Consider the following 21,128-nt stretch of genomic DNA (forward strand, 5'->3'; position numbering starts at 1 on the left):
GTCCAACGGGAAGAGCAGGCCCCGCGTCAGGCCCCCGCCGCCTTGTGAATCACCGGCACCGCCGGCGCCCCCTCCCATTCCGAATGGCTCGGGATCGATTCGCCCTTCATCACGATGGTGAGCGGGCGAAGCCGCGCGTAGTCGCCGACCTTGGTGTCGTAGAGGACGGTGGAGAAGGCACCCACGGACACGCCCTCGCCCACCACCACCCGGCCGACCTTCATGATCCGGTCTTCGTAGAGATGGGTCTGGAGCGCCGAGGTCCGGTTGATCACCGAATAGTCGCCGATGGTGACGCAATCGAACTCGGTGATGTCGGTGGTGAGCATGCAGACGCCCCGGCCGACCTTGACCCCGAGCAGGCGCAGCATCCAGGGCAGGAACGGCGTCCCGACCAGATGCTCCAGCAGCACTTTGCCGGCCAGGCCCCAGTACAGCACGGCCACGGCCTCGGTGCGCATGGCCCACCACGACCACATCGGCCGCATGCCGGGCTGGTAGACTCCCATCAGCAGCCATTTCACCCCGATCACGGTAAAGGACTGGATGAAGGCGATGGCGACACTGACGACGACAAAGCTGATGGCCAGACCGGTCCAGTCCTGGGCGAGGATCGCGGGGTAGAAGTAGAAATCGATGGCCGAGATCGCCAGCGTGATGAACAGCATCGGCGAGAACGAGGTCGAGAACGCCTCGAAGATGCCGCGCCGCAGCTTCGGTCCCAGACCCGGCTCGTAGGTCTGCGCGCTGGAACCGAGATCGACCTTCTGGCGCGAGGGCAGCTTGATCGGAGGCGAGCCGAACCACGTATCCCCCGGCGCCATCAACTCGTTGGCGGGCGGCTTCGACTTGATGCCCACCAGCATGTCGTCGGGAATCACCGCCCCCGGCGGCACTACGGCGTCGTTGCCGACGAAGACGCGTGCGCCGGTGCTCACGGGATGCATGTGCATCCAGCCCCGGCGGATTTCCTCCTCCCCGAACACCACCTCGTCGGCGATGAAGTTGCGCGCGCCGACATCCGCCAGATCGTAGCGCCCGGCGAGGTTGGTGGAGATCTCCGCCCCCTGCCCCATCCGCGCGCCCATCAGCCGGTACCAGGCCCGCATGTAGACCGTGGCGAAGAGCGAGGAGAGCGTCTCCAGCGTCACCTCGGCGGCGAGCGCCACCGCCCATTTGCGCAGGTAGAAGCCGCTATGGATCGAGTAGGTGCCCGACGAGACCCGCGGGAGGACGAGCCAGCGGATGCCGGCGATGAGGAGCACCGTGCCCGCCGTCATCAGCATGGCGGTGGGCCAGGTCAGCAGCGGCAGGTACCAGTGGTAGTCGATGTCGGTGATGTCGCTGAGCGAGTCGCTGAGCTGGTCGAAGATGTAGAAGGCCGGGAAGATCGGCAGCAGGCCGACGGCCGGGATCGCCGCGAGCAGGAAGGCGTAGACGGCCAGGAACCCGGCGCGCCTACGGGGCGAGGCCTGGGCGGCCTCGGGTAGGTCCGCGGGATCGGCCGTGCCGACCTTGCGGCCGGGCGAGCCGTCCCATTGCTCGGCGCGTCCCACCACCGTGCCGGTGGGAATCGTCGTCAGATCAGCGATCTCGGCGAAATCGCCGATCGTCGTTTCGGGGCCGATGACGCAGGAAGTGCCGATGGCGACATCGGCGCCGATGCTGACGGGGCCGATGACGAGTTCGTTGCCCACCACCTCGGCATTGGCGATGACGAGGCGGCCGCCGAGCGAGGCTCCTTCCCCGACGGTGAGGAGGTCGGGCGCGCCGACCTCGATGTCCGAGATGAGGGCGTCCGCGCCGATCTTCGCGCCCAGCAGGCGCAGGTAGATGGCGATGGCGGGCGAGCCCTGGAGCCATTTCACGTGGACGAGCGGGGTCAACCGCTGCGTCAGCCACCAGCGGTAATAGTAGACGCCCCAGAGCGGGTAACGGCCGGGCTTGGTGCGCCCGAGGATCAGCCACTTGGCGGCCACCGCGATGGAGGCGGTGACGGCGTTGATGCCGATATAGACGAGGAGCAGCACCGCCATCTCGCCGAAGAATCCGAGCGAGCCGCCGGTGAGGAGCAGGTAGGTGACGAAGATGCCGAGCCATTGCGAGGTGGCCAGCGCGATGACGAAAGGCAGGGCGAGGGCCTGCGCGGTTCCGCAGAGGACGCGGCGGAGGAGCGGCGGCGCTACGAATCCGAGGTCGCGCACCGCCATCTGCGTGCCGACGCCGCCGGTGCGCTCGATCAGCGCCTCCGACATGGCCCGGAGGGTGCGCCTCGTATAGACGTCCTGCAGGGTGATGGCGGCCAGCGCGGGCGCCTCGCGCACCGCGCCGACGAAGCGGGCGGCCAGAAGCGAGTGCCCGCCGAGATCGGTGAAGAAGTCGGCCTCGAACGGGATCGGCTGGTTGCCGAACACCTGCTTGGCCGCGGCCAGCATCGCCGCCTCGGTCTCGTTGTCGGGCAGTTCCTGCTCGCCCGACAGGTCGGCGACCGTGAGGGTCGCGATGCGCAGGGCCTTGCGGTCGACCTTGCCTGAGGTGAGGCGGGGCAGCACCTCCACCACCTCGAAATGCCCCGGCACCATGTAGGGCGGCATCTGCTCGGCGAGGGTGTGGCGCAGGGCGGCCTTGTCGAATTCCGCTCCCCGCTCCGGGATCAGGAAGGCGACGAGCCGGTCGACGCCGTCGTCCTGGCGCAAAACCACCGCCGCCTGACTGATGCCGGCCTGCGCCTGGATGCGGGATTCGATTTCGCCGAGCTCCACTCGGAAGCCGCGGATCTTGACCTGGTCGTCGATGCGGCCGTGGAAGACGATCCGCCCCTGCGCATCGAGGGAGACCGCGTCGCCCGAGCGGTAGAGAACCGGATCGGTCCCATCGGAGGCAAACGGGTTGGCGACGAATTTCTCGGCGCTCAGTTCCGGACGCTGGAGATAGCCCTTGGCGACGCCCGGGCCGCCGATGAGGAGCTCGCCCTGCTGGCCGGGCCCGAGCAGTTCCAGTCCCTCGCTCGCGACATAGACGGAGTAGTTCGGGATCGGGCCGCCGATGGTGACGGGCTCGCCCGGCCGCATCTCGGCGGCGGTGGCCACCACCGTGGCCTCGGTCGGCCCGTAGGTATTGAACAATTGCCGGGAGGCCGTGGCCCAGCGGGCCACCAGGGGCTCGGGCAGGGCCTCGCCGCCCAGGAGCACGAGGCGGACGCTCGGCAGCGTCTGGGACAGCATGGCGAGCAGCGTCGGCACCGTGTCGAGGACGGTGACGCGGTTCTGCGTGAGGATGTCGGGCAGCGCCTCGACATCGCCCATCATCGCCGGGCTCGCGACGAACAGCGTCGCTCCGACGAGGTAGGGAACCCAGATCTCCTCCATGGAGAGATCGAACGCCACCGAGGCGCCCTGGAACACCACGTCGTCGGGCCGCATGCCGTAGAGGGCGTTCCCCGAGCGCAGGAAGTGACAGATATTGGCGTGACTGATGACGATGCCCTTGGGCAATCCCGTCGAGCCCGAGGTGTAGATCAGATAGGCCGGATGCGCGGGGGTGAGGCCGGCGCCGCGCGGATCGGGGCGCGGCGCATCCGCCGGCACCTCGGCGAGAAGCGCCTCCGTCGTGAGGGACGGGGTTCCCGTGGGCGCCTGGGGCGCGAGGGCGGGCGAGACCAGGAGCAGCTTGGCTTGCGCGTCATCGAGGCAGACCGCCACGCGGTCGGCGGGAGCCTCCGCATCGAAGGGGAGCCATGCGGCTCCCGACATCGTGATGCCGATCTGGGCGATCAGCAGGTCGGGGCCGCGCGCCATCCAGAGGCCGACGACGTCGCCGGGGCCGATGCCGCGATGATTCAGGCCACGGGCGATGGCGAGCGCGCGGGCCTCGACCTCCGCATAGGTGAACTTCGGATGACGGCCGGCCGCGTCCCGGCTCGCGCCGTCCACGATGGCCGGGTGGTCGGGGCGCAGGCGGGCGCTGTCGGAAAAGATCTCTCCCAGAACCTCGTCCCGGATGAGGTCCGGGCGGCTCTCTCCGCGCAGCACGGCCTTCCGCTCCGGCGCTCCGGCGCCGCTATGCGACCCGATCTCGCCCCGTTCGGCCTTGTCCACAAGCGACTCCGCCCGAGGCCGGGTCGTCTCGGCGAGACTGCTCATCCGATGCTCCGCTGCCGGCCCCGCCGCTGCGAGACCGTCCTTTTGGCCGGGTTAGGCGCCCGGATCGTGCCGAAATCGCGGCGCCCCACTGTGGTCGCGCCCGCTTAGCACGTTTGCCGAGCCGCCTAGAACCGGTCTTCGCGGAGAAAGCGGATCAGGCCCAGCGCCAGCGGGACTGGTCGAGGACGAGGACGCTGCCCTGGCGGATGCCCATCCGGGGGGCCTCGCGGATGCTGGTATAGCCGAGGATCACCAGGATGGCGCGGGCGACCCCGCCATGGGCGACGATGACCGCCGGCCGCTGCAAGTCCGCGATCGCCGGCCTGACCCGGTCCACCAGCATGGCATAGCTCTCGCCATGCTCGCCCGGCGGACGATAGCCCCAGCGGTCCCGGTCGCGTGCCAGGGCGCCCCGGCTGTCGCGCCGGCGGATCTCGGCCCAGGTCGAACCCTCCCAGGTGCCGAAGTTGATCTCCATGAGGCGAGTGTCGACGGCATAGGCCTTCGGCGCGAGATCGAGGCTGGCCCGGAGCACCTCCATCGTCTGTCGCGTGCGCGTGAGCGGGCTCGCGACGAACGCGGCCTCGGCAAGGCTGGCCCCCGCCACGGCCTTCAGCCGCTCGGCCACGCTTTCGGCCTGGCCCAGGCCCGTGGCATTGAGAGGCACGTCGCGCTGGCCCTGGAGGCGGCCCTCCGCGTTCCAGTCGGTCTGGCCGTGGCGGATGAAATACACCGTCATGCGCGCCGGCCGTTCGTGGCGGGGCGCCGCGCTTGTCCGGAACGGGCACAGCCGCGGATCGTTGTCGCGCTCAAGGTTGCTCCAGGCGTTACAGGCATCGGCACACTGCTTTCCCGGAGCGGCGGTGCCTTGGTGCGGTGCCCGCGGCATCGATTGAATATCGTATAAGGCGAAATGTGATCATGGCGAAGAAGCGCGGCAAGCGGCATTCGGGCCAATCGGACACCACGAGGGCGCGCAAGCCGAAACCGCTTAGCCCACGTCCGGAATCGGACAAGCCGCCCTCCTCCGCCGCCTGGGCCCGTTCGGCGATGCGCCATGCCAAGCGCGAAAGCCCGGTCGACACGGCCGCCCTCGCCTCCTGCGCGGCAGCCGGCATCGTCACCGTGCAGCCGGGCGAGGCGTTGGATCTGGCCGCGATCGACGCCGATGCCGATGGCGGGCTCGACAAGGAGGCGTCCAAACAGGCGCTCCTCGTGGAGCATGGCCGCATCCAGGCACTGCAGGAGCGGCTCTATGCCGAGCATCGGCGCAGCCTTCTCGTGGTGCTCCAGGCCATCGATACCGGCGGCAAGGACGGCACCATCCGGTCGGTCTTCGAGGGGGTGAACCCGCAAGGGTGTCGGGTGTGGTCGTTCAAGGTCCCGAGCGCGGAGGAGCGCGACCATGATTTCCTCTGGCGCTACCACGCCAAGGTGCCGGGGCGCGGCATGATCGGCGTGTTCAACCGCAGCCATTACGAGGATGTGCTCGTGGTGCGGGTGAAGTCCCTGGAGCCGGAGGGGGTATGGCGACCGCGCTACGACATCATCAACGATTTCGAGCGGATGCTGACCCTGTCGGGCGTCACCGTGCTGAAGTTCTTCCTGCACATCTCGAAGGACGAGCAGAAGGAGCGCCTGGAGGCGCGGATCGCCGATCCCGAGAAGCATTGGAAGTTCGATGCGGCCGACCTCGTCGAGCGCCAATCCTGGGACGCCTATCAGGGCGCCTTCACCGATGCCCTGAGCCGTTGCTCCACCCCGCACGCGCCCTGGCACGTGGTGCCGGCCAACCGCAAATGGTACCGCAACCTCCTCGTCGCCCGCACCATCGCCAACACCCTGGAAGCGATGGATCCGCGCTATCCGGACGCTCAGCCGGGCATCGCCAAGCTGACGGTGCCGGATTGACCTGATCCGACCGCGCGACAATGGTTCGTGCGTCGGGAGCCGGTGCTTGAGAATGCGCGCATGCTGACCGTCCGCGACGTGGCGGCCTCGGGATACCGCTCCCTGCGGTCCATCCGGTTTCCGGTGGAGGCCCTCTCGGTCTTCATCGGGGCCAATGCCGTCGGCAAGACCAACCTCTACCGGGCGCTCGAACGCCTGCAGGCCGCCGCCGCCGGCACGCTGGTGCGTGATCTCGCGGCGGAGGGCGGGATGGCCTCGGTCGTCTGGGCCGGACCACGCAGCGGCAAGGGGCCGGTGCGGGTGGGATGGTCCGTCGAGCTCGGCGACGAGGCTGCGTCCGTCGCCTACCGATACGAGATCGAGGTCGGTCTGGTGCCCCAGTCGGAGGACGGCCCCAGGGGGGCCGCCTTCCTGCTCGAACCGCAGATCAAGCGGGAGCGGCTCACCGTCCTGTCGGGCCGGCGGCCGGCGGTCATGCTCGAGCGTGACGGGCCTTCCGGCTTCGTGCGCGGCGATGACGGCCGCAAGCGCTCTCTCGGCTCGAGTCTCCTCGCCACGGAAACCGCGCTCGCGGCACTTCAGGACGCGGTCGCGTTTCCCGAACTGCATCTCGTCCGGCATGCGCTGCTGGATTGGCGCTTCCACCACGATTTCCGCACCGACGCGGCCTCGGCCCTGCGCCGGCCCTGCCTCGCCGTCACCACGCCGACCCTGTCGTCGGACGGATCCGACCTCGCCGCCGTGTTCGCCACCCTCCGGCACATCCGCGAGGACACCGTCGATCTCGATGGGGCCGTGGGCGATACCTTCCCCGGGGCGCGCCTCGTCATCCCGTCGCCCGGCCGCGAGGCGAGCTTCGGGATGGTCTTCCCCGATTACCCCAAGCGCGTGTTCGAGGCCGCCGAACTGTCGGACGGGACGCTTCGCTATCTCGCCCTCGCCGGGGCCCTCCTCGCCTACCGGCTCCCGCCCTTCATCGCCCTCAATGAGCCGGAGACGAGCCTCCACCCGGACCTGCTCGATCCCCTGGCACGGATGATCGTGACCGCGTCGCGTCGCACACAGGTCTGGCTGGTGACCCATTCGGAGCGGCTGGCCGACGCGATCGAGGAGCAGGGTGGCGTGTCGCCCCGCCGGGTGTTCAAGCGAGACGGGGCGACTTGGATCGACGGGCTCAAGCTTTCGGGAGAGTTTGCGGAAGCCGACGACGCTTGACGGGGGCTCTCATGGCTCAGCCGGTCATGCCCTGTCGCCGTGGTCGGGCCGCCAGCGCCGGAGAGATCCCGGCAGCGACCGCATCATCGCCCCGCCGATCCTGTCGGCATGGCGTTGGTAGAGGATGCCGAGGCCGATCAGGCCGAGACCGATGAGTGACAGGGTGAAGGGGAAGAGCAGCGAGTCCTTGAAGACGCGGTTCGCCAGATCGCCGAGATAGAGAGCCACGCCGATGGCGCCGAACACCGCGTAGATCCGCCGAGACAGGAAGATGGCGAGACCGATGAGCGCGACGTTCAACAGGGCATAGAGCGCCTTCGCCACCTCGCTGTCGGAGGATTGCCACGTCAGGGCGCCCCAGAAGGTGAGGATGCCGGAAAGATGGAGCCAGAACGCGTAATCCGTCCGCCTCTGGCGCAGGTCCACCGCCCAGGCGAAGGCGATGAGGGCGAGGCCGAACCAGAGCGAGATCGTCCGGCGGGTTTCCCAGTCGAGATCCGGCCCCGTGGCCCAGAGGCCGATATCCATGGACAGGAACCACAGGGCCACCGCCGCGATCAGGGTGATGAAGCCGAAGCGTGTGGCGCGCAGGGCGATGGCCGAGACCACGAGGGTCGCCGCTTCCATGGGCACCCAGCCGCCCTTGATCCAGGTGAAGACGTCGCGATAGGCGCCCGGCCGGCCCTGCTCGCCCCAGCCCCAGCTCTCCTGCAGGCCGTAGACGGCGAGCGGCGTCATGGCCACGGCGCAGGCGATGAGGAGACCGCCGGGGACCGGCAGGTCGTGCGCGATGCGAAGGTGCCGCCCGGCGGCGACGAAGGCCGCCGCGTAGATCAGGGCGGTGGCGGTGAGAGCCGGTCCGCCCATCATCCCGAAGGCGAGGGTCGAGAACAGGCCCATGGCGCCGATGACCACCAGGGCGCCGGCATACCAGAGCACGTGGGCGAGATCGAAGGAGACGGCCCGTCCCGGCCGTGTGGGATAGAAGGCGGAAAGCGCGCGTGCCTGTTCGGCGGTGATGATCCCGGCGGACGCCGCATCATCGAAAGCGGGACGGGTCTTCATGGCGAGAGAGCCTCGGCGGGACGCGGCCCCGGAGCGGGTCGGTCCCTCGCCTTATCCGCCGGGGCAGGCCGGCGCGGCGCGCTCCCGCACGCGGCCCGCCTCACTCCTTGCTGTCGAGCCTCAGATCCGGCGCGTCCGGGTTCTTCATGCCGACCACGTGGTAGCCGGCATCCACATGGAGGATCTCGCCGGTCATGCCGCGCGACATGTCCGATATCAGGTAGGAGGCGGTCTCGCCGACCTCCTCGATGGTCACCGTCCGCCGCAGGGGCGCGTTGTACTCGTTCCACTTGAGGATGTAGCGGAAGTCGCCGATGCCGGAGGCGGCCAGGGTCTTGATCGGGCCGGCCGAGATCGCGTTGACGCGGATCTTCGAGGGGCCGAGATCGGCGGCGAGATAGCGCACCGAGGCTTCCAGCGCCGCCTTGGCGACGCCCATGACGTTATAATGCGGCATCCACTTCTCGGCGCCGTAATAGGTCAGGGTGAGGAGCGAGCCGCCATTGGGCATCAGCTTCTCGGCGCGCTGGGCCACCGCCGTGAACGAGTAGCAGGAGATCATCAGCGACTTGGTGAAGTTCGCCTCCGAGGTCTCGACGTAGCGTCCCGTCAGCTCGTCCTTGTCGGAGAAGGCGATGCAATGGACGACGAAGTCGATCCCCTGCGGAAAGACGCGGCCGGCTTCCGCGAAGACGGCGTCGATGGAGGCGCCGTCGGTGACGTCGCAATGGCCAACCACATGGGCATCGAGCTCGCGCGCCAGGGGCTCGACCCGCTTCTTCAGGGCATCGCCCTGGTAGCTGAAGGCGAGCTTGGCGCCGTGGGCATGGGCGCTCTTGGCGATGCCCCAGGCGATGGACCGGTTGTTGGCGACACCGAGCACCAGACCGCATTTCCCGGCGAGCAAGCCGCCGACGTGATCGTGTACCGGGTTCGTGTCCGCCATGAGTCACCTGAGCCAGAGGCCGTCGCGCGCCGGAGCGCACCCGTCCGGACCTGGGGGGAAGCGCTCGCGCCGAGGCATCCTTAGCGGAGGTGCGCCGGGGACGGAAGTCCGCGCCTATGCCTGTCCAGAGGCGGTGCGCGCCGCCCGGCGCCCGTTGGCATAGGCGAGGAGGGTTTCGTCCTCGCTCGCCGGCAGCGAGATCGCCGTGGTGGCGAACAGGTCGCCGCGGGTGCCGTCCTTCTTCGGCAGACCCTTGCCCTTGAGGCGGAAGGTCCGGCCCGAACTCGTCATGGCCGGAACGCGCATCTCCACCGCGCCGGTGAGGGTGGGCACGCGGATCGGGCCGCCGAGGATCGCATCTTCGAGGGCCAGATCCACGGAGGTGCGCAGATCCGCCCCCTCCACGGTGAAGCGCGGATGCGGCAGGATGCGGATGGTCAGCAGGGCGTCGCCCGGCGAGGAGCGTGGACCGCCCGGGTTTCCGAGGCCACGCAGGCGGATGGTCTGCCCGTCCACGACGCCCTTGGGAATCACCACGTCCACGTCGCGTGAGCCCAGCGAGATCCGCAGCTTCTCCTCGCTCGCCACCTGCTCCAGGGTCACGGAGAGTTCGGCGGCGAGATCTTCACCCTTCATCGGTCCCCTGGCGCCGGGACCGCCACCGGCACCGCCCCGGAACGTGTCGCCGAACAGGTGCGAGAAGATGTCCTCGCCGATCCCGCCGCCGCCCGCCCGGCTGCGCGCGGCGCTCTCGAAGTCGAAGCCCGCGGAGCGGGCGCCGCCCGGGCCGCCACCGAAGCCGCCGAACCCATCGAAGCCGGATGGCGCACGAGGCCTGCCGTCGGAGTCGATCTCGCCACGGTCAAACTGGGCGCGCTTGGTCGCGTCGCCGAGGATCTCGTAGGCGCTGTTGGCCTCCGAGAAACGGTCCTTGGCCTTGGCATCGTTCTTGTTGGTGTCGGGGTGGTAGGCCTTGGCGAGCTTGCGATAGGCCTTCTTGATGTCGGCCTCGCTGGCGCCCTTGGCCACACCCAGCACGTCGTAGGGATTGCGCATCGTCTGTTATCGGTCTCGGTGCCGCACGGGGCCGGGCTCATGCCCGCCCCTGTCGAAGTCTTCCGCTATGTGGAATGGATGTTGCTTCTCTGCAACGGTCATCCGGCAGGATTCGACGGTTCGATCCACGCGTCAACCCGCCGCCACGCCGGACGATCCCAAAGGCGGCACGATCTTGCCAACAGCCGAGCCGTTCTCGGCGTCAGGCCTTGGCTTTGGCCGTGCGGATACGGGTCAATTCCCATTCGCCCCCCGAAGGCTTGCAGCCGGTACCGCGCACGAAACGACTGCGCGATGGCGCGATGACCGAGGCGAGGAAATCCCGGCAGATCAGGTCGTTGGCGACGTAGGGAAGGCCCGTCGGGTTGACGGAGCCGCGCAGGGACGAATCCGGGTTGTCCCACTTGACCGGACGGCCGTTGCCCTGCGGATCGAGGGCCACCGCCAGGGCCGCGTGCGCCCGGCGCCAATCCTCGTCGGACATCTCGCTGCCGAAGCTCTTCGGGCGCTTGTCGATGCTCCCCGTGACCAGGGGCTCGGGGACCGTCACGTCCGGTTCCGACTTGCTCTCGCTCTGGAAGGTGAGGATCGGAATGCCGCAGCCGGCGAGCGACAAGGCCAGGGCCACGCTCCCCGACGTCAGCACCGCCGCGCACCGGGCGCGGGCCAGACGGGGTGCGACGACGGCACGGATGGAGACGGGTTGGGCTTTACTCTCGCTCCGACGCATTACACCTGTTCTCACGACGTGACCCGAACGACGACAAATCGTGTCCCACGTCGGTGCCCCCGACCCGGATCTCACTCACAGGATTACGCCTTGGATCGGTTAAGGATCGATGAGCCGGCCACGCCCGGCAGTGTCTCACCCGCCGCCTCCCCCCTTGGGGCCGATGGAGACTTCACGCTGTCCACAGACCCCTGGGGACTGTTTTCCGCCTGGATGGGCGAGGCCGAGCGTGCGGAGCCCGAGGATCCCAACGCCATGGCGCTCGCCACGGCCGGCTCCGACGGCCTGCCGGACGTGCGCATGGTGCTGCTCAAGGGTGCCGATGAGCGGGGCTTCGTGTTCTATACCAATGTCGATTCCGCCAAGGGCGAGGAACTGGCGCAGAACCCGCAGGCGGCCCTCGTCCTGCATTGGAAGAGCCTGCGCCGTCAGGTCCGCGCGCGCGGACCCGTGAGCCATGTGTCGCTCGAGGAGGCGGATGCCTATTTCGCGAGCCGCCGCCGCGAGAGCCGGATCGGTGCCCATGCCAGCCGCCAGTCCCGGCCGCTGGCCGACCGCGCCACCCTGGAAGCGGAGGTCGCCGCCCTGTCGGCCCGCTACGAGGACCAGCCGGTGCCGCGCCCGGAGAACTGGACGGGGTTCCGCATCGCCCCGGTCTCCATCGAGTTCTGGCAGGATGGGCCGTTCCGGCTCCACGACCGCGTCCGCTTCACGAGGGATGGCGGCGGCTGGCAGGGGGCGAGACTCTATCCGTGAACCGCCATCGGCCGGGAATGGGCGTTGTCTCGATCGCTTCCAGCCTTGCTGCGCCGCGGGATCGACCCTGGATTTCCCGGCTGGCGCAGCTTAGACCTGGGCTGTCCACCGCCCCCGGACCCTGAAGGAACGGCTTTGGCCATATCGAGCAATGAACGCCGCCGCGTCATGCTGCTGACGGGCGGAAGCCGCGGAATCGGCCACGCCACGGTCAAGCGCTTCTCTGCGGCCGGGTGGCGGGTGATCACCTGTTCCCGTCATGCCTTCCCCGAGAATTGCCCCTGGGAGATGGGGCCGGAGGATCACCTCCAGGTCGATCTTTCGGACCCCGAGGATACGATGCGCGGTGTGGCTGAAGTCGCCGGCCGTCTCGCCGACGAGGGCGGCCTGCTCCATGCGCTGGTCAACAATGCCGGCATCTCGCCCAAGGGCTCGAACGGCGAGCGCCTCGGCGCCATCGCCACGGAATTCGGCGACTGGCGCAAGGTGTTCCAGGTCAACGTCTTCGCGCCCCTGCTCCTGGCGCGCGGCCTGTGCGAGGAACTGACCCGCGCCAAGGGCTCCATCGTCAACGTCACCTCGATCGCGGGGTCCCGCGTGCATCCCTTCGCGGGCGCGGCCTACGGCACGTCGAAGGCGGCGCTCGCCGGCCTCACCCGCGAGATGGCCAGCGATTTCGGCCCCCTCGGGGTGCGGGTGAACGCGATCTCGCCGGGCGAGATCGATACGGCGATCCTTTCGCCCGGCACCGACAAGATCGTGGCCGGCATCCCGCAGCGGCGCCTCGGCACGCCCGACGAGGTGGCCAAGGCGATCTACTTCCTCTGCACCGAGGCCTCCTCCTACGTGAACGGCGCCGAGTTGCACATCAACGGCGGCCAGCATGTCTGAACGAGGTGCGCTCTCGGCGCTCCTCGCGGTCTCCGTTCTCGTCGCCTCGCTTCTGAGCGCGCAGCCCGTCCGGGCCGATCCGGTCGTGACGATCCTCGACCTGCCGTTCAGGGCGCGCGCCATGCGCGGCCCGGGCAGCGAGGTCTCCCTGGCTGTGGCGACCTCGGGCCTCCTTCCGCTCGCCCGTCCCAAAGGGTTGAAGGGCGAGGTGGTGGAGGATGTGTCCCTGGCCGTCCTGTGGGGCGACGAGGGCGGTGCCGCCCTGACCCTCGCCGACGGCAAGGTCGCCACCACCCTTCTCGGTGCCGAGGCCATCGACGGGCTCGCGGTCTCCGAGACCCCACGCGGCGCCGTTGCCGGCACCCGGCGCGCGACACTCGGGCCGCTCAGTGCCCACCTGTCCGACCCCGTCCGCCCCAATGCCAGCGAGTTCGAGCGCGCCGGGACGCTCACCATCCGCGAGCGCCAGCCGGTGGGGATGAGCGCCGATCCGAAGCCCGTCCCCATCGTGACCACCGCGGTCACCGCCGGTCACGGCGGCGCCTTCGCCCTGCGCCGTCCCATCGCGATCCTCATCGACGGCCGGCCGGTCATCGTGGCGGTGACGGCGCAGGAGGGCGGATCGGCCCTGGTCGTGGTCGGCAAGCCTTCGGCAGGGTTGGGCAAGCCTTCGGCGGAGCCCGGCAAGCCTTCGGCGGAGTCCACCAAATCCCCGGCGGAGCCGGACAAGGCATGGGCCATTCTCGCCCGGAGCCCGGTCCAGGCGGCGGGGCCGGGTGGGCAGTCGCTGACACTCGCGGCGATCGGCGATGTCTCGAAAGCCGGACAACCCCGGATCGCCGCGGTGGCGGCGCCCGACGGGGCGGGCATCCTCCAGCTCTGGGCCTACGAGGCCGGAGCCCTGCGACTGGTCGGCGAGGCCACCGGCTACACCACCCTGTCTCCGGGCGAGGGCGGGGCCGACCTGTCGGCCGTTCTCGATGCCGATGGGGACGGTGTGGCCGAACTCGCCTTGCCGGTAGCGGATCGGAGCGCCCTGGCCATCCTGTCCCTGAAGGACGGCATCCGCGAGGTGAAGCGCATCCCCTTGCCCGGCCTTGCCGCCTTCGGCGTCGCGGCAATCGGCCACGGCCCTCGCACGCGCCTCCTCGTCGGCCTCGCCGACGGGCGGGTGGCGTTCATCTCTCCGTAACCGAGAAACGTCGAGCCCCATGAGCGAAGCAGCGAGCGAGGACGGCTCCGACGTCCGGCTCTTCCCGGCGCGCCCCTTCCTCGGCGCGTCCATCGCCGTCATCCGCGACGGGCGGGTGCTGCTGGCCGCCAGGGCCAACGAGCCCCTGCGCGGGGTCTGGACGCTTCCCGGCGGGCTGGTGGAGCCCGGCGAGACCCTGGCGCAGGCGGCGCTGCGGGAGCTCGGCGAGGAGGTCGGCGTCTCGGCCGTGGTCGTCCGCTCCCTGACCCCGACGGAGATCATCCTGCGGGCCGAGGATGGCCGGGTGCGCCACCATTACGTCGTCCATCCCCACGCCGCCCTCTGGACCGCCGGCGAGCCGGCCCCCGGCCCCGAGGCCCTGGACGTGCGCTGGGCTCTTCCCGACGAGCTCGCCGATCTCGCCACGACGCCCGGATTGCGGGAGACGGTGGACGAGGCCTTCGCGCAGGTCGCTGGCCAGGGTGGCGATACGGGATCCCGATGAGACCGACGGGCTCCTCGTCTCGACCGGGAAACGGTGTAAACCTGCCCGATGAGGTTCGCGGCGGAGGACGGGGCGTGGCTGTGACGTGGGTGAGGCGATGCCTGTCGCCCGTGCTGATGTTCGCCGCCCTCGCGGTGGGCATGCCCGATCTCGCTTCGGCTCAGCAGCGCGCCAACCCGGCGCGGCCCGCGCAGAAGGCCCCGGAGAAGGACAAGGAGCCCCCTGCCCCCGCCGAGCCGCCGCCCGCTCCCTACGACCGGGACCTGATGCGGCTCTCCGAGATCATCGGCTCCCTCTCCTTCCTGCGCAGCCTCTGCGCGGCGCCGGACGCCGCCGAATGGCCGACCCGGATGAAGGCGTTGATGGAGGCCGAAGGGGTGACGCCGGGGCGGCGGGACCGCCTCGCCGGGGCGTATAACCGCGGCTATCGCGGATATTCCCTCACCTACCGGGCCTGCACGCCATCGGCGACGGAGGCGGCGTCCCGCTATGTCGCGGAGGGAGAACGGCTGTCCCACGCCCTGGCCAGCCGTTTCGGGGGCTGAGGCGGCGATGTGTCTTTTGGGAGACAGGGCACAAGGCTGAAGGAAATTCGTCGCATTCGACCCCCGGCGTTAACCGCTTCGCAATTCTTGGCTTCCCGATGCGCGAAGCTCAGCCTATGTTTCGGTCATCCGCCGAGCCATTCTTCGGCGCAACCGATGTTATCGCCATGCAGATCGACACCGCCCCCGCGCCCTTCGAGGCCGATCTCGACGACAAGCGCGTAGCCCTCGGCTACGTCTCGGAAGCGTTCGCGGAAGGCTGTCTCGACGGGCTCGATGGCGATTGCATGGCGCAGGCCGCCCTGTTCGCCGCCTTCCAGGAACTGGTGATGACCTATGGCGAGGACGCCACCGCGCGTTACGCCGAGGGTTTTCCCGACCGCATCCGCGGGGGCGCCTTCACCACCGCCCCCCAGCATTGAGGCGCGGGACCGGGCCGCACCCGACCCGTTGACGTTTTGCGTGTGATCGATCGAGCCGCCCGGACAGGACCGGGCGGCTCGATGCGTTTCGGGGCCGGGATCGAGCTCTGCCGGTAAATCCGTTAACCCGGCGACAGCGCCTCGTCGAACACCACCGCCTCGCCGCTGGACGGGCCGACGAGGTCCCCTTGCCACATCACGCGCCTGCCGCGCACGATGGTGCCCACCGGCCAGCCGGTGACGGTGACGCCGTCATAGGGGGTCCAGCCGCATTTCGACGCGATCCATTCGTTGCGGATGGTCTCGCGGCGCTTGAGGTCCACCACCGTCACATCGGCGTCGTAGCCCACCGAGAGTCGGCCCTTGCGGCTGATGCCGAACAGGCGCTTCGGCCCGGCGCTGGTCATGTCGACGAAGCGGGCGAGAGACAGCCGTCCGTTGGCGACGTGATCGAGCATGATCGGCACCAGCGTCTGGACGCCGGTCATGCCGGAGGGGGAATCCGGATAGGGCTTGGCCTTCTCCTCCAGCAGGTGCGGCGCGTGGTCCGAGCCGAGGATGTCGGCAACGCCCTGCGTCATCCCGTGCCAGATCCCGTCGCGGTGCGCCGCGTCGCGCACCGGCGGGTTCATCTGCACCAGGGTACCGAGGCGGGCATAGGCCTCGGTCCCGTCGAGGGTGAGGTGGTGCGGCGTCACCTCGACGCTGGCCACGTCCTTATGGTCGGCGAGAAACACCATCTCCTCCGCCGTGGAGATGTGCAGGATGTGGATGCGGGCACCCGTCTCCTGCGCGATCCGCACGAGGCGCTGCGTCGCCTTCAGCGCGGCCTCGGGCGAGCGCCAGACCGGGTGCGAGGACGGATCGCCTGGCACCCGCAGGCCCTTGCGCTCGCGCAGCATGGGCTCGTCCTCGGCATGGAAGGCGGCCCGGCGCCGGGTGCGCTTCAGGATCTCCGTCACGCCTGCATCGTCCTCGACCAGGAGCGCGCCGGTGGAGGAGCCGACGAAGACCTTGATCCCCGCAGCACCCGGCAGGCGCTCGAGGATGGCGACCTCATGGGCGTTCTCGTGGGTGCCGCCGACCCAGAAGGCGAAGTCGCAATGCATGCGGTGGTGCCCGCGCGCCACCTTGTCGGCCAGGGTCTCGGCGCTGGTGGTCAGCGGGTTGGTGTTGGGCATCTCGAACACGGCGGTCACGCCGCCCATCACCGCCGCGCGGGAGCCCGATTCGAGGTCTTCCTTGTGGTCGAGACCCGGCTCGCGGAAATGGACCTGGGTGTCGATGACACCCGGCAGCAGGTGCAGGCCGGTGCAATCCTGGCGCTCGCCCTCGGCCCGGGACAGGTCGCCGATGGCGGCGATACGGCCGTTTCGAATGCCGAGATCGGCGGCGTGCTCGCCGTCGTGATTGACGATCCTGCCGCCGGTGAGGAGGAGATCGAAGGGCTGGTCCATCGGGGTCGCTCCTGAACGGCGTTGAGACGCGGGTGGCGGCGGCTTATGTCAGGCTCGCGCGGCGTGCAACGCCGTGGCCTGCCGACAGGCCCGCCGGCGCATCGCCACGATGCGCGCCGGAGGGGCCTTTGCAGGATGACCTTCGAGGAGTTGCCATGCCGATCGCCTTGCTGCCGGACCGCGCCGTCATCGTCATCGCGGGCGAGGAGGCCGCGAGTTTTCTCCAGGGCGTGGTGACCTGCAATATCGAGACCCTCGAACCGGGTGAGGCACGGCTCGGCGGGCTGCTGACCCCGCAGGGCAAGATCCTGTTCGATTTCCTGATCTGGCGCTCCGGCGACGGCTTCCGCCTGGATTGCCCGGCCGATCAGGCCCCGGCGCTCGCCAAGCGCCTCACGCTCTACCGCCTGCGCGCCAAGGTGACGATCGCCGTCGACCCGACCCTGGGGCTCGCCGCCGCCTGGGGCGGGGCGGAGGCCGCCGCCGCCACCGAGCGCCTCCGCGACGGGCGTCTCCCGGCGTTGGGCGAGCGCCTCGTCTTCGCCGAGGGCGCGTTCTCGGCCGATGCCACCGAGGCGGATTACCACGCCCACCGCATCGCCCTCGGCATCCCCGAGGGCGGACGTGACTTTGCCTATGGCGATGCCTTCCCGCACGAGGCGCTGATGGACCAACTCGCCGGCGTCGATTTCAGGAAGGGCTGCTATGTCGGCCAGGAGGTCGTGTCGCGCATGCAGCATCGCGGCACCGCGCGCACCCGCATCGTTCCGGTGATCTCCCGCGACGGGGAGGCCGTGACCTCCGGCGCGGACGTGACCGCCGGACCGCGCGGGCTCGGCACGATCGGCAGCGTATCGGGCGCGCGCGGCCTCGCCATGCTCCGCCTCGACCGCCTCGCCGATGCGGTCGCCGCCGGCGAGCCGGTGCGCGCCGGCGCGACGATCCTCGGTGTCGAGAAACCCTCCTTCGCCACCTTCGCCTTCCCGGAGGTGACGCCGGCCGGGTGATCGGTAGCGACAATGACACTCGGTGAGTGGAGGCGAAGCCGGAGCGACGGTGAGGGGGCGATTCCGGACGAGGCTCCTTGGGCCGAGCCCCCTCACCTTCGGCTGCCGCCTCGCCGCGCCGACGACGGGGTCGTCGCTGCCCTCTCCCCGCGTGCGGGGAGAGGGGATGCGCACCTGATCGCTCCTGGCGACGACCCGGCCTCCGGGCGTTCTCGGCCCATCTGGCGTTCTTGATCCGTTCCGATTATTCTCGATCCCATGCCGCACGATTCCACAGGCCTGATCCATCATTCCGACGGCTGCCCGCGCTGCTGGTGGGCCGGGCTCGATCCGGTCTACGTCGCCTATCACGACACCGAATGGGGCGTGCCCGAGCATGACGGCCGGGCGTTGTACGAGAAACTGATCCTCGACGGGTTCCAGGCCGGCCTGTCCTGGATCACCATCCTGCGGCGGCGCGAGGGGTTCCGCCGGGCGTTCGCCGGGTTCGACCCGGAGGCGATCGCGCGGTTCACGCAGGCCGATGTCGAGCGGCTGATGCAGGATACCGGGATCATCCGGAACCGCGCCAAGATCGTCGGCACCATCGCGGGCGCCCGCGCCTTCCTCGCCATCGAGGAGCGCGGCCCCGGCTTCTCGCGCTTCCTGTGGGACTTCGTCGAGGGCCAGCCGATCCAGGGCCGGGCGACTGACCGGGCCGGCATCGCCACCGAGACGGAGATCTCACGGGCCGTCTCCCGCGCCCTCAAGACGGAAGGGTTCAGCTTCTGCGGCCCCACCATCGTCCATGCCTTCATGCAGGCGGTGGGCATGGTGAACGACCACCTCGTCGGGTGCCATCGACACGCTCCCTGCGCCGCCATGGGGGCGGGCCGATGAGCGCCACCGCCCCCCGCGCCTGGCAGCGGATGCTGTCGGGCCGGCGTCTCGACCTCCTCGATCCCTCGCCGCAGGACATCGAGATCGCCGACATCGCCCACGGTCTCGCCCGCGTCGCTCGCTGGAACGGCCAGACCGCCGGGCCGCACGTCTTTTCCGTGGCCCAGCACGCGCTGCTGGTGGAGGCCATCGGCGCGGATCTGGCCCCCGGCCGGACCCGGATGCAGCGCCTCGAACTCCTGCTACACGATGCCCCGGAATACGTGATCGGCGACATCATCTCGCCGTTCAAGGCGGCGATCGGACCGTCCTACAAGGGTGTGGAACTGCGCCTGATGGCGGCGATCCGCCAGCGCTTCGGCCTGCCGGAGCCCGACGAGGACGAGGTTCGCCTGGTCAAGCGCGCCGATGCGATGGCGGCCCATCTCGAAGCCACCCGCCTCGCCGGCTTTTCGGCGGACGAGGCCAGCGCGGTCTTCGGGCATCTCCACCCGGCGGCCCCGGAGGCGCAGGCGCTGATCGAGCCCTGGCCGACCGCCGAGGCTCAATCGAGGTTCCTTTTACGTTTTCAGTTTCTTGCGAGCGTTTCCTGATGTCGGATATCCACGTCTGCCCCCTGTCGCAATTGCCCCGGATTCTGGAGCGCACCGGGGCGAGCCACCTGATGACGCTGATGAAGATCGGCACCGCCATCGCACGCCCGGAGGGCATCGCCGACGGGCGCCATTGCGTGGTCGAAGTCAGCGACATCGTCGCCCCCCTCGACGGGCATGTCCTGCCGAGCGAGGTTCATGTGCGTCGTATCCTCGATTTCGCCGCTTCTTGGGACCGGGATCGGCCGCTGCTGATCCATTGCTATGCCGGGATCAGCCGCTCCACAGCGGCGGCCTACATCGCCGCCTGCGCCCTTGCGCCGGAACGGGACGAGGCCGAGATCTCCCGCGCCCTGCGCGCCGCATCGCCTTCGGCGACGCCCAATGCCCTGTTCGTGGAGATCGCCGACCATCTGCTTGAGCGCGGAGGACGGATGTCCGCCGCCATCGCGGGGATCGGGCGGGGCGCCGACGCGTTCGAGGGAAACCCCTTCGCGCTCGCGCTGGGGTAAGGACCGAGGCCGCGATCAGCTTGTAATTGTGATGAATCGAGTGTGGCCGAAACGACGCCACCCTTGACGAAGTGCTTGCCGATGGAGCAGCCAACGCCCCCCTGGGCTTGTCGGGCAGGCAGCCGCAGGCTTAGACCGGCACAATGAGGGGTACCCTGGGATGACCGCAGCGCGATCCGCCGTGGCGGCGACAACCGATTCGAAAGCGTCCGACGAGGGACTCGACCTGCCGTTCGAGAAGGCGCTCGAACAGCTCGAAGAGATCGTTCGACGCCTGGAGAAGGGGGATGTGCCCCTCGACGAATCGGTAGCGATCTACGAGCGCGGCGAGATCTTGAAGCGGCATTGCGAAGGTCTGCTGCGCAAGGCCGAGGCGCGGATCCAGACGATCACGCTCGGGCCCGACGGGCGCGCGGCGGGTGTCGCTCCCCTCGATGTCGGCTGAACCCACGGGGTCGCAATGATCCGTGGTTTCATAAAAATTATTCATCTGCCGCAACAAGTTGCGCGCTTATCTTCCCTCCGGACGTGAGGTTGATTCGGTGTCACGGATAGAAACCTCGATCCTCGACGGGCTTGACGAGACGTCTGCTCTTCGCGCGCTTCCCGAGAGCCAGCTTCAGGCGGTGGCGGACGCTGTGNCGCTCTTCCGATCTTTATCTTCCCTCCGGACGTGAGGTTGATTCGGTGTCACGGATAGAAACCTCGATCCTCGACGGGCTTGACGAGACGTCTGCTCTTCGCGCGCTTCCCGAGAGCCAGCTTCAGGCGGTGGCGGACGCTGTGCGTCAGGAGATGATCGACGCGGTGTCGGTGACGGGCGGTCACCTCGGGTCGGGTCTGGGCGTGGTCGAGCTGACGGTGGCCCTGCATCACGTGTTCGAGACGCCCGACGACCGGATCGTGTGGGATGTCGGGCACCAGGCCTATCCGCACAAGATCCTCACGGGGCGKCGCGACCGGATCCGGACCYTGCGCCAGCCGGGCGGGCTGTCGGGCTTCACCAAGCGGTCGGAGAGCGTCTACGACCCGTTCGGGGCGGCGCATTCCTCGACCTCGATCTCGGCGGCGCTCGGCATGGCGGTGGCGCGCGACCTCGACGAGGCGTCGGCCAAGGCCAAGGGCGCASCCGCGCCCAGGCGCCGCAACATGATCGCGGTGATCGGCGACGGCTCGATGTCGGCGGGCATGGCCTACGAGGCGATGAACAATGCCGGGGCGCTGCATTCGCGCCTGATCGTGATCCTGAACGACAACGACATGTCGATCGCCCCGCCGGTGGGGGCGATGTCGGCCTATTTCGC

21 protein-coding genes are annotated in these 21,128 nt (G+C 69.4%); 14 read left to right on the forward strand and 7 right to left on the reverse strand.

Annotation, left to right across the window (positions count from 1 at the left end; all coding sequences use genetic code 11):
• Window positions 1–26 precede the first annotated feature (26 nt).
• Together ASF34_RS04425 and ASF34_RS04430 are read right to left on the reverse strand one after the other, a co-directional pair.
• Entirely contained in the window at window positions 27–4,142 is a 4,116-nt protein-coding gene (locus ASF34_RS04425) for a Pls/PosA family non-ribosomal peptide synthetase (protein WP_244478892.1), read from the reverse strand.
• Between the two features lie 154 nt (window positions 4,143–4,296).
• The gene (locus ASF34_RS04430; RefSeq protein ID WP_056149290.1) at window positions 4,297–4,881 is read right to left on the reverse strand and encodes a histidine phosphatase family protein; all 585 of its coding nucleotides are present in this window, start codon (window positions 4,879–4,881) and stop codon (window positions 4,297–4,299) included.
• Window positions 4,882–5,063: 182 nt separating this feature from the next.
• On the opposite strand from ASF34_RS04430, the gene ASF34_RS04435 reads away from it, so the two are divergent.
• Window positions 5,064–6,053 carry a polyphosphate kinase 2 family protein gene (locus tag ASF34_RS04435; protein ID WP_056159144.1) on the forward strand — a complete coding sequence of 330 codons (990 nt, stop codon included), beginning with the start codon at window positions 5,064–5,066 and terminating at the stop codon, window positions 6,051–6,053.
• Window positions 6,054–6,113: 60 nt separating this feature from the next.
• Window positions 6,114–7,268 carry an AAA family ATPase gene (locus ASF34_RS04440; protein ID WP_056159147.1) on the forward strand — a complete coding sequence of 385 codons (1,155 nt, stop codon included), beginning with the start codon at window positions 6,114–6,116 and terminating at the stop codon, window positions 7,266–7,268.
• A gap of 24 nt (window positions 7,269–7,292) precedes the next feature.
• Here the strand turns inward: ASF34_RS04440 and ASF34_RS04445 are convergent, their stop codons facing one another.
• From ASF34_RS04445 to ASF34_RS04460, 4 genes are all read right to left on the reverse strand, one after another.
• Entirely contained in the window at window positions 7,293–8,333 is a 1,041-nt protein-coding gene (locus tag ASF34_RS04445) for a hypothetical protein (RefSeq protein WP_056159151.1), read from the reverse strand.
• Window positions 8,334–8,433: 100 nt separating this feature from the next.
• A complete protein-coding gene (gene fabI, locus ASF34_RS04450; RefSeq protein ID WP_018043432.1) occupies window positions 8,434–9,279 on the reverse strand; it encodes an enoyl-ACP reductase FabI in 846 nt (281 codons plus the stop codon).
• Window positions 9,280–9,393: 114 nt separating this feature from the next.
• Window positions 9,394–10,335, reverse strand: coding sequence for a DnaJ C-terminal domain-containing protein (locus ASF34_RS04455; protein ID WP_018043431.1), 942 nt, complete (start codon window positions 10,333–10,335; stop codon window positions 9,394–9,396).
• A gap of 202 nt (window positions 10,336–10,537) precedes the next feature.
• Window positions 10,538–11,065: an RT0821/Lpp0805 family surface protein gene (locus tag ASF34_RS04460; RefSeq protein ID WP_082473321.1), complete on the reverse strand. Its 528-nt coding sequence runs from the start codon at window positions 11,063–11,065 to the stop codon at window positions 10,538–10,540.
• A 90-nt stretch (window positions 11,066–11,155) separates the two neighbouring features.
• Between ASF34_RS04460 and pdxH the strand changes: the two genes are divergently transcribed.
• From pdxH to ASF34_RS04490, 6 genes are all read left to right on the forward strand, one after another.
• Window positions 11,156–11,821 (forward strand): pyridoxamine 5'-phosphate oxidase, encoded by a 666-nt coding sequence (gene pdxH / locus ASF34_RS04465; RefSeq protein WP_443136520.1) that lies wholly within the window; start codon window positions 11,156–11,158, stop codon window positions 11,819–11,821.
• Between the two features lie 168 nt (window positions 11,822–11,989).
• Complete coding sequence (locus tag ASF34_RS04470) at window positions 11,990–12,712, forward strand: SDR family NAD(P)-dependent oxidoreductase (RefSeq protein ID WP_018043428.1); 723 nt, start codon at window positions 11,990–11,992, stop codon at window positions 12,710–12,712.
• Window positions 12,705–13,904, forward strand: a complete 1,200-nt coding sequence (locus ASF34_RS04475; RefSeq protein ID WP_056159154.1) for a hypothetical protein — start codon at window positions 12,705–12,707, stop codon at window positions 13,902–13,904. The genes ASF34_RS04470 and ASF34_RS04475 overlap by 8 nt, the downstream gene beginning before the upstream one ends.
• Before the next feature lie 19 nt (window positions 13,905–13,923).
• Window positions 13,924–14,409 carry an NUDIX hydrolase gene (locus ASF34_RS04480; protein ID WP_018043426.1) on the forward strand — a complete coding sequence of 162 codons (486 nt, stop codon included), beginning with the start codon at window positions 13,924–13,926 and terminating at the stop codon, window positions 14,407–14,409.
• 116 nt (window positions 14,410–14,525) lie between these two features.
• Window positions 14,526–14,954 carry a TIGR02301 family protein gene (locus tag ASF34_RS04485; RefSeq protein WP_085984260.1) on the forward strand — a complete coding sequence of 143 codons (429 nt, stop codon included), beginning with the start codon at window positions 14,526–14,528 and terminating at the stop codon, window positions 14,952–14,954.
• A gap of 167 nt (window positions 14,955–15,121) precedes the next feature.
• Entirely contained in the window at window positions 15,122–15,376 is a 255-nt protein-coding gene (locus ASF34_RS04490; protein WP_026175868.1) for a hypothetical protein, read from the forward strand.
• Between the two features lie 122 nt (window positions 15,377–15,498).
• Here ASF34_RS04490 and ASF34_RS04495 read toward each other — a convergent pair whose 3' ends face one another.
• Complete coding sequence (locus ASF34_RS04495) at window positions 15,499–16,833, reverse strand: dihydroorotase (RefSeq protein ID WP_056159157.1); 1,335 nt, start codon at window positions 16,831–16,833, stop codon at window positions 15,499–15,501.
• Between the two features lie 155 nt (window positions 16,834–16,988).
• On the opposite strand from ASF34_RS04495, the gene ygfZ reads away from it, so the two are divergent.
• From ygfZ to ASF34_RS04525, 6 genes are all read left to right on the forward strand, one after another.
• Entirely contained in the window at window positions 16,989–17,840 is an 852-nt protein-coding gene (gene ygfZ, locus ASF34_RS04500; RefSeq protein WP_056159161.1) for a CAF17-like 4Fe-4S cluster assembly/insertion protein YgfZ, read from the forward strand.
• Window positions 17,841–18,098: 258 nt separating this feature from the next.
• Window positions 18,099–18,719, forward strand: a complete 621-nt coding sequence (locus tag ASF34_RS04505; protein WP_056159163.1) for a DNA-3-methyladenine glycosylase I — start codon at window positions 18,099–18,101, stop codon at window positions 18,717–18,719.
• On the forward strand, window positions 18,716–19,312 hold the full coding sequence (locus ASF34_RS04510) for an HD family hydrolase (RefSeq protein ID WP_056159166.1): 597 nt from the start codon (window positions 18,716–18,718) through the stop codon (window positions 19,310–19,312). Before ASF34_RS04505 ends, ASF34_RS04510 begins: the two co-directional genes overlap by 4 nt.
• On the forward strand, window positions 19,312–19,824 hold the full coding sequence (locus ASF34_RS04515) for a tyrosine phosphatase family protein (RefSeq protein ID WP_056159169.1): 513 nt from the start codon (window positions 19,312–19,314) through the stop codon (window positions 19,822–19,824). The genes ASF34_RS04510 and ASF34_RS04515 overlap by 1 nt, the downstream gene beginning before the upstream one ends.
• Before the next feature lie 160 nt (window positions 19,825–19,984).
• The gene (locus tag ASF34_RS04520) at window positions 19,985–20,269 is read left to right on the forward strand and encodes an exodeoxyribonuclease VII small subunit (protein ID WP_056159172.1); all 285 of its coding nucleotides are present in this window, start codon (window positions 19,985–19,987) and stop codon (window positions 20,267–20,269) included.
• 242 nt (window positions 20,270–20,511) lie between these two features.
• The coding region (locus tag ASF34_RS04525; RefSeq protein WP_274533739.1) for a 1-deoxy-D-xylulose-5-phosphate synthase N-terminal domain-containing protein at window positions 20,512–21,128 on the forward strand (617 nt) is incomplete at its 3' end.

It is taken from the genome of Methylobacterium sp. Leaf106, assembly GCF_001422895.1.
GTDB classification, from domain to species: domain Bacteria; phylum Pseudomonadota; class Alphaproteobacteria; order Rhizobiales; family Beijerinckiaceae; genus Methylobacterium; species Methylobacterium bullatum.